At 68.1% G+C, this 12,765-nt stretch carries 10 protein-coding genes; 9 read left to right on the forward strand and 1 reads right to left on the reverse strand.

What is annotated here, in order from left to right:
- The first annotated feature begins 22 nt into the window (after positions 1-22).
- Positions 23-1,825, forward strand: coding sequence for a glycosyltransferase family 2 protein (locus QZ772_RS17475; RefSeq protein WP_295528989.1), 1,803 nt, complete (start codon positions 23-25; stop codon positions 1,823-1,825).
- A complete protein-coding gene (locus QZ772_RS17480) occupies positions 1,822-2,874 on the forward strand; it encodes a glycosyltransferase (protein ID WP_295528904.1) in 1,053 nt (350 codons plus the stop codon). Before QZ772_RS17475 ends, QZ772_RS17480 begins: the two co-directional genes overlap by 4 nt.
- Positions 2,875-2,967: 93 nt before the next feature.
- Here the strand turns inward: QZ772_RS17480 and QZ772_RS17485 are convergent, their stop codons facing one another.
- Entirely contained in the window at positions 2,968-3,741 is a 774-nt protein-coding gene (locus tag QZ772_RS17485) for a glycosyltransferase family 2 protein (RefSeq protein WP_295528906.1), read from the reverse strand.
- Between the two features lie 68 nt (positions 3,742-3,809).
- Between QZ772_RS17485 and QZ772_RS17490 the strand changes: the two genes are divergently transcribed.
- The 7 genes from QZ772_RS17490 to QZ772_RS17520 all read left to right on the forward strand — a co-directional run bounded on the left by QZ772_RS17490 (position 3,810) and on the right by QZ772_RS17520 (position 12,737).
- The gene (locus QZ772_RS17490; RefSeq protein ID WP_295528908.1) at positions 3,810-4,907 is read left to right on the forward strand and encodes a glycosyltransferase; all 1,098 of its coding nucleotides are present in this window, start codon (positions 3,810-3,812) and stop codon (positions 4,905-4,907) included.
- A gap of 72 nt (positions 4,908-4,979) precedes the next feature.
- The gene (argB, locus tag QZ772_RS17495; RefSeq protein ID WP_295528910.1) at positions 4,980-5,873 is read left to right on the forward strand and encodes an acetylglutamate kinase; all 894 of its coding nucleotides are present in this window, start codon (positions 4,980-4,982) and stop codon (positions 5,871-5,873) included.
- Between the two features lie 80 nt (positions 5,874-5,953).
- A complete protein-coding gene (gene slmA, locus QZ772_RS17500; protein WP_295528991.1) occupies positions 5,954-6,631 on the forward strand; it encodes a nucleoid occlusion factor SlmA in 678 nt (225 codons plus the stop codon).
- Positions 6,632-6,845: 214 nt separating this feature from the next.
- Entirely contained in the window at positions 6,846-9,089 is a 2,244-nt protein-coding gene (katG, locus tag QZ772_RS17505; protein WP_295528912.1) for a catalase/peroxidase HPI, read from the forward strand.
- A gap of 121 nt (positions 9,090-9,210) precedes the next feature.
- Positions 9,211-10,059 carry a fumarylacetoacetate hydrolase family protein gene (locus QZ772_RS17510; RefSeq protein WP_295528914.1) on the forward strand — a complete coding sequence of 283 codons (849 nt, stop codon included), beginning with the start codon at positions 9,211-9,213 and terminating at the stop codon, positions 10,057-10,059.
- Between the two features lie 130 nt (positions 10,060-10,189).
- On the forward strand, positions 10,190-10,870 hold the full coding sequence (locus QZ772_RS17515; protein WP_295528916.1) for a TetR/AcrR family transcriptional regulator: 681 nt from the start codon (positions 10,190-10,192) through the stop codon (positions 10,868-10,870).
- 70 nt (positions 10,871-10,940) lie between these two features.
- On the forward strand, positions 10,941-12,737 hold the full coding sequence (locus QZ772_RS17520) for an acyl-CoA dehydrogenase C-terminal domain-containing protein (protein ID WP_295528918.1): 1,797 nt from the start codon (positions 10,941-10,943) through the stop codon (positions 12,735-12,737).
- Positions 12,738-12,765 lie beyond the last annotated feature (28 nt).

The following is a 12,765-nucleotide window of genomic DNA, read 5'->3' on the forward strand; positions in this document are numbered from 1 at the left end:
GGCGCTGACCCACGGTCCCCGCATGGTCACGCGCGTGCCGCAGGCCTGGCGCGTGTGGCGCAAGGCCGGCTGGCGTGGGGTGAAGTGGGAATTCCGCCGCAAGCTGCGGCCCGGCAACGACTACGGACGATGGGTGCGCGAGCACGACACCATCACGCCCGAGCAACGCGAGTCCCTGCGCGCACGCGCCGCCGCGTTGACCGACGGTCCGCTGATCTCGGTGCTGATGCCCTGCTACAACCCCGACCCGCAGTTCCTGCGCGCGGCCATCGCTTCCGTGCAGGCGCAGCTTTACGGCCACTGGCAGCTGTGCATCGCCGACGACGCATCGCCCGCGCCCGAGGTGCGGCAGGTGCTCGAGGCCTGCCAGACCGAGGACCCGCGGATCCAGGTCGTCTTCCGCCCGAAGAACGGCCACATCTCCTCGGCCTCCAACAGCGCACTCGAACTGGTGCAGGGCGAATGGATCGCCCTGATGGACCATGACGACCTGCTGCCCGAGGACGCGCTGTTGCGCGTGGCCGAATGCGTGCGCGACCATCCCGATGCGCAACTCGTCTACTCCGACGAGGACAAGGTCGACGATGAGGGCCAGCGTTCGGACCCGTACTTCAAGCCCGACTGGAACCTGGATCTCTTCCGCTCGCACAACATGTTCAGCCACCTGGGCGTGCTGCGTACGGCACTGGTGCGCGAGGTGGGTGGCTTCCGCCAAGGGCTGGAGGGCTCGCAGGACTGGGACCTGGTGCTGCGCTGCGTGGAGCGCATCGCGCCCTCGCAGATCGTGCACATCCCGCGCGTGCTCTACCACTGGCGCATCCATGTGCAGAGCACGGCCAAGTCGATGGATGCCAAGCCCTATGCGGCCGTGGCTGGCGAGCGTGCGCTGGATGAGCACTTCCAGCGTCTGGGCGTCCAGGCCAAGGCCGAGTACCTCGGCTACGGCTACCGGGTGCGCTACGCACTGCCCAGCCCGCCGCCACTCGTGTCGCTGATCATCCCCACGCGCAATGCACTTGCGCTGGTGCGCCAGTGCATCGGGTCGATCCAGAAGCGCACCGACTACCCGAGCTGGGAAATCATCCTGGTGGACAACGGCTCGGACGACCCGGCGGCGCTGGCGTACTTCCAGAAGATCGCGCAGCAGCCCCACATCCGTGTGCTGCGCGACGACCGGCCCTTCAACTACTCGGCTCTGAACAACCAGGCCGTCGCCGTCGCTAGGGGCGAGCTGGTGGCGCTGGTCAACAACGACATCGAGGTGATGTCGCCGGGCTGGCTGTCGGAGATGGCAAGCCTGGCCCTGCAACCGGACGTGGGCGCTGTCGGGGCGCGGCTCTGGTACCCGGACATGACGCTGCAGCATGGAGGGGTGATCCTGGGGCCTGGGGGATGTGCGGTGCATGCCCACAAGGCACTGCCGCGGGGCCTGCATGGCTATGCGGGCCGTGCCGCCCTGATCCAGTCCTTCAGTGCCGTCACCGCCGCTTGCTTGGTGGTGCGCAAGTCCGTCTATGAACAGGTCGGTGGCTTGGACGAGGTGAACCTGGCTGTCGCCTTCAACGACGTGGACTTCTGCCTGCGCCTGCGCGAGGCGGGCTACCGCAACGTGTGGACGCCCTATGCCGAGCTGCTGCACCACGAGTCGGCCACGCGCGGCGAGGATCTGGCGCCCGAGAAGCGCGAACGTTTCGAGCGGGAGTTGGCCTTCATGTGCAGCCGCTGGGGCGCGTTGATCGACCGCGACCCGGCATACAACCCCAACCTGACGCTGCTGCTCGAGGATTTCAGCCTTTCATGGCCCCCGCGCCGGATGGACGCATGAACGCCGTGGAAGCCTCAACGCCGCCAGGGCCGCGCGATGCCGTGGTCGACCATTCGCCTCCGGCGGACCAGGCTGATATCTCCGTCGCCCTCTGCACGCGCAACGGCGCCCGCTACCTGCCCGCCCAGGTCGCCAGCATCTGCACCCAGGATCTCCTGCCGCGCGAGATCGTGCTGTCCGACGACGATTCCTCCGACGACAGCATCGCCGTGGTCCAGCGCACGCTCGCCGAGCATGGCCTGGCCGAGCGCATCCCGCTCACCGTCATGCGCAACCGCCCGCCGCTGGGTGTCACGCGCAACTTCGAGCAGGCGATCCGGGCCTGCCGCGGCGAGCTGATCGCCCTGTGCGACCAGGACGACGTCTGGCACCCTGGCCGCCTGCGGCGCATGGTGGCCGAGTTCGAGCGCCGGCCCGATCTGCTGCTGCTGCATTCCGATGCCCGGCTGGTGGACGGCGAGCTGCGGCCGCTGGGCCAGACCCTGCTCCAGGCGTTGGAGACGCGGCCCGGAGAGCTCACCGACATCGCCGCCGGTCGCGCCTTCGCGGCCCTGATGCACCGCAACCTGGTCACCGGTGCCACTACAGTGCTGCGGCGCAGCCTGCTCGAAATCTCGCTGCCGATTTCGCCGCTATGGGTGCACGATGAATGGCTGGCCACCGTGGGCGCAGCCATCGGCCGCGTCGACCTGCTGCCCGAGCCGCTGATGGACTACCGGCAGCACGGCAACAACCAGATCGGCGCGCAGCGCATGACCCTTCGGCAGAAGATCGACAAGGCCCTGGGCGAGCGGGGGGACAAGTACGCCCACCGCGTGCGCCGTTCCGAGGCGCTGATGGACTTCCTGCAGGGGATGGGCGAGAGCGTGCCGCCCTGGGTGATCGAACTGGCGCAAGGCAAGCTGGACCATTTCCGCTTTCGCGCCAGCTTGCCGCGCTGGCGCGTGGCACGAGTGCTGCCGATCGCGGTGCAGGCCGCGCGCGGGCGCTACGACCGCTTCGACCGCGGGCTGCCGGCCATCCTGCAGGACCTGTTCGAGCGAGCCTGAATGCTGATGCGAGGCGGGTTGCGCAAGGCTGCCCGTGGGCGCCGCGCGCTGGGAGCCGGTGCCGAGCCCGTGCGGGGTCCGCGTCAGGACTGGCTAACGGCGCGGTGAGGGGGCGCCTGCCTCGCGCGCCAGCAACCGCCGATAGCGCCAGAAGGCGCCAGAGCGCCACACACGCAACAGGCTGCTCACATGCCACCACAGCGGCCGCAGCCGCCGGTGGCTGGCGCGTTGGGCGTCGTGCCGGGCCTGCTGGTCTTCGGCGATCTGGATGCGCCAGCCCGCCAGGCGCAGGCGGGCGCAGATGTCGAAGTCTTCGCCGTACATGAAGAAGCGTTCGTCGAAGCCGCCGATCTGGCGGTAGGCCTCGGCGCGAAACAGCATGAACAGACCGGGAATCCAGTCGGGCGCGGCCGGGATGGCGTAGCCGGGCTTGCGGCGTCCGAGGATCTCGTGCGGGGTGAGCAGGGCGCGGTGCTGCTCCGGCGCCGCCTTGCCTGGCTCCAGGATGCGCGGCGCCAGCAGGCCCGCCTGAGGCGATGCAGCGGCCAGCAGTGGCGAGAGCACATCATGGTCGAGCCGGATGTCCGGGTTCAGCACCAGGAACCACGGCGTCTCGCAGTGGCCGAAGGCCTGGTTGTTGTTGGCGCCGAAGCCCAGGGGCGCGGGGTTGTCCAGCCGCAGCAGCGGCAGGCCAGGCGGGGCGTCGGCCAGCAGGTCGGGCTCGGGGATGTTGACCGTGAGCACCACGCGGTGGATCAGTGGCCCGCAAAGTTCGGCCAGTTGGTGCAGCAGCGGCAGGATCAGTGCCTGCTGCCCGTGGCTCACGATGGAGATGGTCAGCGGCGGGCGGTCTGGCAGCACAGGCATGGTCTAATTTCGCTCGGGATTCTAGGAGGCCGCCCCGTGGCCTCGCGCCTGGTGTCCCATCCCTCCCCATGATTGCCCTGATCGTCATCAGCTTCCTGTTTTCCGCCGTCACCGTGCTCGTGCTCATGCGGCGGGCGCGGCGCCATGCGCGGCGCTACGCGGCCGACATGCCGCAGCGCTTTCACAAGGGCCACATTCCGCGTCTGGGTGGCGCGGGCATTCTGGTGGGCACCGGCGCGGCGTGGGTGGCTTCGGGCGTCACGGGCGGCGATCCCTTCAACCTCAACTGGCCTTTCGGTACGGCGCTGCTGACCTTCGTCTGCATCCTGCCGGCTGTGCTGGGCGGCATCACCGAGGATGTGACCCAGCGCGTGCCGGTGCGCATCCGTCTGGCGCTGACCACGGTGTCGGGCGTGCTCCTGTGCTGGCTGCTGGGCATCGGCGTGCACCGCCTTGGCATTCCGGGCCTCGACGGCTGGCTGCAGGCCACGCCCCTGGTGGGGGCGCTCATCGCCGTGCTGGGCCTGGCGGGCCTGCCGCATGCCTTCAATATCATCGACGGCTACAACGGCCTGGCGGGCACCGTGGCCGTGCTGGTCGGCCTGGCCATCACCCACGTGGCGCTGCAGCTGGGCGACCGGCAACTGGCCGGCATGGTGGTCTGTCTGGTCGGTGCCACGCTGGGCTTTCTGCTGTGGAACTACCCGCGCGGCAAGATCTTCGCGGGTGACGGCGGGGCCTATGTCTGGGGCATGGTTCTGGGTTTGGCCTGTGTGCTGCTGGTGCAGCGTCACCGCGCCGTCTCGCCCTGGTTCCCGGTGCTGCTGCTGATCTATCCCGTGTGGGAGACGCTGTTCTCCATCTACCGCAAGGCCGCCCGCGGCCAGTCGCCCGGCACGGCGGACGCGCTGCATTTCCACCAGCTCATCTTCCGCCGCATCGTGCGCGTGGCGTTCGAGGACAACGAGGCACGCCAGCTGCTGGCGCGCAACAACCGCACCTCGCCCTACCTGTGGATGTTCGCGGCGATGTCAGTGGTGCCGGCCGTGCTGTTCTGGAACAACACGTTGCTGCTGGCCTTCTTCTGCCTGCTGTTCGCCGTCACCTACGTGGCGGCCTACCTGATGATCGTGCGCTTCAAGGTGCCCAGGTGGCTGCGGCCTTGAGCGTGAGCGCACCTTGCCGACACTCCCTCTCCCGTCGTCTTCGTATCCCATTCTTCAAGCAACGAGGCCTGCATGACCGACCCCGTCCTGAACATCCCCCCGCGCGACAAGGCCGAGATCCTGGCCCAGGCGCTGCCCTACATCCGCAAGTTCCATGGCAAGACCATGGTCATCAAGTACGGCGGCAATGCCATGACCGATCCGGCCCTCCAGGCCGACTTCGCCGAGGACGTGGTGCTGCTCAAGCTGGTGGGCATCAACCCGGTGGTGGTGCACGGCGGCGGCCCGCAGATCGAGGCCGCGCTCAAGCGTCTGGGCAAGACGGGCCAGTTCATCCAGGGCATGCGGGTGACCGACGCCGAGACCATGGAAGTCGTCGAATGGGTGCTGGCCGGCGAGGTGCAGCAGGACATCGTGGGCCTGATCAACCAGGCCGGTGGCAAGGCCGTGGGCCTCACCGGCCGCGACGGCGGGTTGATCCGGGCGCAGAAGCTCAAGATGGTCGACCGCAACGACCCCAGCGTCCTCCACGACGTCGGCCAGGTGGGCGACATCGTCTCCATCGACCCCGGCGTGGTGCAGGCCCTGCAGGACGACGCCTTCATCCCCGTCATCAGCCCCATCGGCTTCGGCGAGGACAACGAGAGCTACAACATCAATGCCGACGTGGTGGCCGGCAAGCTGGCCACCGTGCTCAAGGCCGAGAAGCTGGTGCTGCTGACCAACACGCCCGGCGTGCTGGACAAGACCGGCAAGCTGCTCACCGACCTGAGCGCGCGCGAGATCGACGAGCTCTTTGCCGACGGCACCATCTCGGGCGGCATGCTGCCGAAGATCGAGGGCGCGCTCGATGCCGCCAAGAGCGGCGTCAATGCGGTGCACATCATCGATGGCCGCGTGCCGCATGCCATGCTGCTCGAGATCCTGACCGACCAGGCCTACGGCACGATGATCCGCGCCCGCTGAGGCAAGGGGCAGGGCAGCGAGCCGTGCCTGAACCGCCGACGGCAGAATCGGCGCTTTACAAGAACTGGGGCAGCGCAGCGATGGAGAACGAGGAGCCGCTGGGTTCGGAAGCCATGTCGGAGCCGGCCGCCAGCCTGGCCGCCCCGCCGGCGCGCAAACGGCCGCGGCCGGGCGAGCGCCGCGTCCAGATCCTGCAGGCGCTGGCGGCCATGCTGGAGCAGCCCGGCGCCGAGCGCATCACCACGGCCGCGCTGGCGGCCCGGCTGTCGGTGAGCGAGGCGGCCCTGTACCGGCACTTCGCCAGCAAGGCGCAGATGTTCGAGGGCCTGATCGACTTCATCGAGCAGAGCGTCTTCTCCCTCGTGCAGCAGATCGCCGAGCGCGATCGCCCGCCGGCCGAGCAGGCCGCGCAGCTCATGCACATGCTGGTGCAATTCGCCGAGAAGAACCCGGGCATGGCGCGGGTGATGACGGGCGATGCCCTCGTCTTCGAGCACGAGCGGCTGCAGCAGCGCATGAACCTGTTCTTCGACAAGCTCGAAGCGCAATGGCGGCAGATGCTGCGCGAGGACGCCGCAGCCGCCGGCTCGGCCACGCCCACCGCCGATGCGCAGGTGCGCGCCGCCGCAGTTGCGGCCTTCGCCATGGGCCGGCTGCAGCGCTACAGCCGCTCCGGTTTCCGGCGCCTGCCATCGGAGCACCTGGACGGCTGCCTGGCGGTGCTGCTGCAGGACCGGTCACCCTCCATTGCCCACTGAGCCGGCGTCGTCCGGCGCGCTTCAAGCCCCCAGTGCCCATGGGGGTTGATCCGAGCGAATGCTGCGTCCGTAGTCGGTTTCATGACCGCCTCTTGACCCTCGCCACCTATGGCCGGGATAGGCGTTGTTGGCTCGCCGTGCGCCGGCCATCTGCAGAGAATCCACGGCACCGTTTTCCCCACCCCTCGTCCCGAGAAAGCACAAGGAGCGCCCCATGGCCAACGACAGCTCGCAGAGCAAATGCCCCTTCCACCAGGCCGCCAGCAGCGGCACCACCAACCGTGACTGGTGGCCCCAGCAGCTGCGCCTGGACATGCTGCACCAGCACTCGGCCAAGTCGAACCCGATGGGCGAGGATTTCAACTACGCCGAAGCCTTCAAGAGTCTGGACCTGGACGCCGTCAAGCGCGACCTCACCGCGCTCATGACCGATTCGCAGGACTGGTGGCCGGCCGACTTCGGTCACTACGGCGGCCTGTTCGTGCGCATGGCCTGGCACAGCGCCGGCACCTACCGCACCGCCGACGGCCGTGGGGGTGGCGGTCGCGGGCAGCAACGCTTCGCGCCGCTCAACAGCTGGCCCGACAACGTCAGCCTCGACAAGGCCCGTCGCCTGCTGTGGCCCATCAAGCAGAAGTACGGCAACAAGATCTCCTGGGCCGACCTGATGATCCTGACCGGCAACGTCGCGCTCGAATCCATGGGCTTCAAGACCCTGGGCTTCGGCGGCGGCCGCGCCGACACCTGGGAGCCCGACCAGGACGTTTACTGGGGCCGCGAGACCAAGTGGCTGGGCGGCGACGTCCGCTATTCGCAGGGCTCGCCCGGCGTCGACGGCCGCGGTGTGCTGGTCAAGGACGACGACAGCAAGGTGCCCGAGAGCCGCGACCTGGAGAACCCGCTGGCCGCCGTGCAGATGGGCCTGATCTACGTGAACCCCGAAGGGCCGGACGGCAAGCCCGACCCGGTGGCCTCGGCCCGCGATATCCGCGACACCTTCGGCCGGATGGGCATGGACGACGAAGAGACCGTGGCCCTCATCGCCGGCGGCCACACGTTCGGCAAGACCCACGGCGCCGCGCCGGCCGACAACGTGGGCGCCGAGCCCGAGGCGGAAGACCTGGCATCGCAAGGCTTCGGCTGGCACAACAAGCATGGCGTCGGCAAGGGGGCGGACGCCATCACCAGCGGCCTGGAAGTCACCTGGACCCGCACGCCGACGCAGTGGAGCAACGACTACTTCGAGTTCCTGTTTGGCCACGAGTGGGAGCTGACCAAGAGCCCGGCTGGCGCTCACCAGTGGGTGGCCAAGAATGCCGAGCCCAGCATCCCGCATGCCTTCGACGCCAGCAAGAAGCTGCTGCCGACCATGCTCACCTCCGACCTGGCGCTGCGCTTCGACCCGGCCTACGAGAAGATCTCTCGCCGCTTCCTGACCAACCCCGACCAGTTCGCCGATGCCTTCGCCCGCGCCTGGTTCAAGCTGACCCACCGCGACATGGGCCCGCGTGCCCGTTACCTGGGCAAGGAGGTGCCGGCCGAGGAATTCGTCTGGCAGGACCCGCTGCCCGCTGTGGACCATTCCCTCATCGGCGAGCAGGACATCGCCGCGCTCAAGGCCAAGGTGCTGGCTTCGGGCCTGACGGTGCCGCAGCTGGTGGCCACGGCCTGGGCCTCGGCCTCCACCTTCCGCGGCGGCGACAAGCGCGGCGGTGCCAATGGCGCCCGCATCCGCCTCGCGCCGCAGAAGGACTGGGCCGTCAACCAGCCCGAGCAACTGGCGCAGGTGCTCAAGACACTGGAAGGCATCCAGGCCGAGTTCAACGGCGCGCAGAAGGACGGCAAGAAGGTGTCGCTGGCCGACCTGATCGTGCTGGCCGGCGGCGCTGCCATCGAGAAGGCGGCAGGCGCTGGCGTGACCGTGCCCTTTGCTCCGGGCCGCACCGACGCCAGCCAGGAACAGACCGATGTCGAAGGCTTCGCCGTGATGGAGCCGTTTGCCGATGGCTTCCGCAACTACGTCAGGACGGCCTCGGCCGTGCCGGCCGAAGCGCTGCTGGTCGACAAGGCCCAGTTGCTGACGCTGACCGCGCCCGAGATGACAGCGCTGGTGGGTGGCCTGCGCGTGCTGGGTGCCAACACCGGCGGCAGCCAGCACGGCGTCTTCACCGACCGCGTCGGCACGCTCAGCAACGACTTCTTCGTCAACCTGCTGGACATGGCCACCGAATGGAAGGCCACGTCGCCTGCGAAGGACCTGTACGAAGGCCGCGACCGCAAGACCGGCGCCGTTCGCTGGACCGGCACCCGCGCCGACCTGGTGTTCGGCTCGCATGCCCAGCTGCGTGCCATCGCCGAGGTGTACGGCAGCGCCGATGGCCAGCAGAAGTTCGTGCGCGACTTCGTCGCCGCCTGGACCAAGGTGATGAACCTGGACCGCTTCGACCTCGTGGCCTGAGCGTCCTTGCCCTCGCGCCCCCCGGCACCGCCGGGGAGGGCGTGGAAGAATGCGCCCGCCCGCCGCCGTCCCCACGGCCGGGCGAGGCGCTTTCGTTCACGTCACGGAAAAAGGATCCTCCATGAAGCTCGTCCGCTACGGCAACCCCGGCAAGGAAAAGCCCGGACTCATCGATGCGGAAGGCCGTCTGCGCGACCTGAGCGCCGTCGTTCCTGACCTCGGCGCGGCCCAGCTCGACGACAAGGTCCTGGCCAAACTGCGCCGCCTTAAGCCCGACACGCTGCCGCTGGTGCGCGGCAAGCCGCGTCTGGGTTGCCCGGTGGCCCAGGTGGGCAAGCTGGTCGCCATCGGCCTGAACTATGCCGACCACGCAGCCGAGGCCGGCATGCCCGTGCCCAAGGAACCGATCATCTTCCTCAAGGCCACCACCTGCATCCAGGGTGCCAATGATCCGGTGATGCTGCCCAAGGGCTCGGTCAAGACCGACTGGGAGGTGGAACTGGGCGTCGTCATCGGCCGCCAGGCCCGCCATGTCTCGCAGAAGGAGGCGCTGGACCATGTGGCTGGGTACTGCGTGGTCAACGACGTGAGCGAGCGCGAGTACCAGATCGAGCGCGGCGGCACCTGGGACAAGGGCAAGGGCTGCGACACCTTCGGCCCCATCGGCCCCTGGCTGGTCACGCGCGACGAGGTGCCCAACCCGCAGCGCCTTGCGCTCTGGCTGGACGTGAACGGCGAGCGCATGCAGACCGGCAGCACGCGCACCATGGTCTTCGGCGTGGCCAAGATCATCAGCTATGTCAGCCAGTTCATGACGCTGATGCCGGGCGACGTGATCGCCACCGGCACGCCGCCCGGCGTGGGCATGGGCATGAAGCCGCCGCGTTTCCTGCGCGCGGGTGACACCATGACGCTGGGCATCGAAGGCCTGGGCGAGCAAGTGCAGCCGGTGGTCGCTTTCAAGCGCTGAAGCACGCGGCGAGCCGGCGGCGGGCATGCCGTAAGACCCCCGGCGCCGCCGGGAATTTCACAGGCTTGACGCCATCGGGCGACAGAATAAAAATGCACGACCGTTCGTTTTATTCTGTCCATCCCGAGCCATGAGCACTTCCAGCGCCGTCAAGCCTGTCCGCCAGGCCGCCAAAGGCCAGCAGACCAAGGCCGCCATCGTCGATGCTGCGCTGAACCTGGCGGCCCAGGTGGGGCTGGAGGGCCTGTCGATCGGCGCGGTGGCCGAGCTCACCCAGATGAGCAAGTCGGGCGTCTTTGCCCATTTCGGCTCGCGCGAAGAACTGCAGATCTCGGTGGTGCGCGAGTACCACCACCGCTTCGAGCAGGAAGTGTTCTTCCCGGCGCTGACCCAGCCGCGCGGCCTGCCGCGGCTGCGGGCCATGTTCGCCAACTGGATGAAGCGCACCACCACCGAGATCGACTCTGGCTGCATCTACATCAGCGGCGCGTCCGAGTTCGACGACCGACCCGGCCCGGTGCGCGATGCGCTCGTCGAGTCGGTCAGCATCTGGCAGGCCGCCGTGCTGCGCGCTGTTCGCCAGTCGCAGGAAGAAGGCCATCTGCAGGCCGAGGCCGACGCCCGGCAGATCGCCTTCGAGATCCATGGCCTGATCCTGGCGCTGCACTACGAGGCGCGCTTCCTGCGCGTCGACGGTTCGGTGGACCGGGCCAACACCGGCTTCGACAACATCCTCGCGCGCAGCGCCACGCCCGATGCGCCGCCGGCTGCCCCAGCCGCACCCGCGCGCAAGCTGCGCACCGTGCGCTGACCAGCACCCGTTCTTTCTTCGCTTCCCTTCCTTCCTCTTCAACCTTCTTCCCGAGCAGGAGACGCCTCGCATGCCCACCTACACCCCCCCGCTGCGCGACATGCAATTCGTGCTGCATGAAGTGTTCAATGTCGCCGACGAATTCAAGGCCATGCCGGCCCATGCCGAGACCGATGCGGACACCATCAACGCCGTGCTGGAAGAGGCGGGCAAGTTCGCCGCCGAGGTGGCCTTTCCGCTGAACATCGGCGGCGACACCGAGGGGTGCACGCTGGACGTGAAGACCCACGCGGTGACCACCCCCAAGGGCTTCAAGGAGGCCTATGCGCAGTACGTCGAAGGCGGCTGGCCCGCGCTGTCGTGCGATCCGCAGTTCGGCGGCCAGGGCCTGCCGCACACGGTCAACCAGTGCCTGTACGAGATGCTCAACAGCGCCAACCAGGCCTGGACCATGTACCCCGGCCTGTCGCACGGCGCGTATGAAGCGCTGGTGGCCCACGGCACGGAAGAGCAGAAGAAGACCTACCTGCCCAAGCTGGTGAGCGGCGAATGGACCGGCACCATGTGCCTGACCGAACCCCATTGCGGCACCGACCTGGGCCTGCTGCGCACCAAGGCCGAGCCGCAGGCCGACGGCAGCTACAGGCTGACGGGCAACAAGATCTTCATCTCGGCCGGCGAACACGACATGGCCGAGAACATCGTCCACCTGGTGCTGGCCCGCCTGCCCGATGCGCCCAAGGGCAGCAAGGGCATCAGCCTGTTCGTGGTGCCGAAGTTCAACGTCAACGTCGACGGCAGCCTCGGCGAGCGCAACCCGATCTTCTGCACGGGCCTGGAGCACAAGATGGGCATCCACGGCAACGCCACCGCGCAGATCGCGCTCGACGGTGCCGTGGGCAGCCTGGTCGGCGAGCCCAACAAGGGCCTGGCCGCCATGTTCGTGATGATGAATGCCGCCCGCCTGGGCGTGGGCAACCAGTCGCTGGGCCTGACCGAAGTGGCCTTCCAGAACGCGCTGGCCTATGCCAAGGACCGCATCCAGATGCGCTCGCTGTCGGGTGTGAAGGCCAAGGACAAGGACGCCGACCCGATCATCGTGCACCCCGACGTGCGCAAGATGCTGCTGACGGCCAAGGCCTATGCCGAGGGCGGCCGCGCGCTGCAGATTTTCTGCACGCTGCTGCTGGACAAGGCCCACCACCATCCCGACGAGAAGGTGCGCAAGAACAGCGACGAGCTGGTCGCGCTGCTCACGCCCATCGTCAAGGCCTTCATCACCGACAACGGCCACATCAGCACCAATGCCTGCATGCAGGTCTTCGGCGGCCATGGCTTCATCAAGGAATGGGGCATGGAGCAGTTCGTGCGGGACAACCGCATCAACATGATCTACGAGGGCACGAACACCGTGCAGTCGCTGGACCTGCTGGGCCGCAAGGTGCTGGGCAACAACGGTGCCACGCTGAAGAAGCTCGGCAAGCTGATCGGCCAACTGGTGGAAGAAGAGGGCGTCAACGAGAAGATGGCCGAGTTCATCAACCCGCTGGCCTACTTGGGCGACCAGATGACCAAGTTCACCACCGAGATCGGCTTCAAGGGCTTCCAGAACCCCGACGAGGTCGGCGCCGCCGCGGTGGACTACCTGCGGGTGGCCGGCCATCTGGTCTTCGCCTACATGTTCGCCCGCATGGCCCAGGTGGCACTGCGTCAGATCGCCGCGGGCAGCACCGACCCGTTCTACACCGCCAAGCTGCAGACCGCCCGCTTCTACTTCGCCAAACTCTTCCCCGAGACCGCGACGCTGATGCGCACCGCGCGTGCGGGCAGCAAGGCGCTGATGGATACCGACGCCGCGCTGGCCTGAGCGCTACCGCCCTTCATTCCCATCCACC

Source organism: uncultured Pseudacidovorax sp., assembly GCF_913773995.1.
In the GTDB taxonomy this organism is placed as follows: domain Bacteria; phylum Pseudomonadota; class Gammaproteobacteria; order Burkholderiales; family Burkholderiaceae_C; genus Xenophilus.

Excerpts from the sequence above, each read along its gene's own strand:
- QZ772_RS17475 (WP_295528989.1), top strand. The coding sequence starts at position 23 with ATGGTCACGCGCGTGCCGCAGGCCTGGCGCGTGTGGCGCAAGGCCGGC.
- QZ772_RS17480 (WP_295528904.1), top strand. The coding sequence starts at position 1,822 with ATGAACGCCGTGGAAGCCTCAACGCCGCCAGGGCCGCGCGATGCCGTG.
- QZ772_RS17485 (WP_295528906.1), bottom strand. The coding sequence starts at position 3,741 with ATGCCTGTGCTGCCAGACCGCCCGCCGCTGACCATCTCCATCGTGAGC.
- QZ772_RS17490 (WP_295528908.1), top strand. The coding sequence starts at position 3,810 with ATGATTGCCCTGATCGTCATCAGCTTCCTGTTTTCCGCCGTCACCGTG.
- argB (WP_295528910.1), top strand. The coding sequence starts at position 4,980 with ATGACCGACCCCGTCCTGAACATCCCCCCGCGCGACAAGGCCGAGATC.
- slmA (WP_295528991.1), top strand. The coding sequence starts at position 5,954 with ATGGAGAACGAGGAGCCGCTGGGTTCGGAAGCCATGTCGGAGCCGGCC.
- katG (WP_295528912.1), top strand. The coding sequence starts at position 6,846 with ATGGCCAACGACAGCTCGCAGAGCAAATGCCCCTTCCACCAGGCCGCC.
- QZ772_RS17510 (WP_295528914.1), top strand. The coding sequence starts at position 9,211 with ATGAAGCTCGTCCGCTACGGCAACCCCGGCAAGGAAAAGCCCGGACTC.
- QZ772_RS17515 (WP_295528916.1), top strand. The coding sequence starts at position 10,190 with ATGAGCACTTCCAGCGCCGTCAAGCCTGTCCGCCAGGCCGCCAAAGGC.
- QZ772_RS17520 (WP_295528918.1), top strand. The coding sequence starts at position 10,941 with ATGCCCACCTACACCCCCCCGCTGCGCGACATGCAATTCGTGCTGCAT.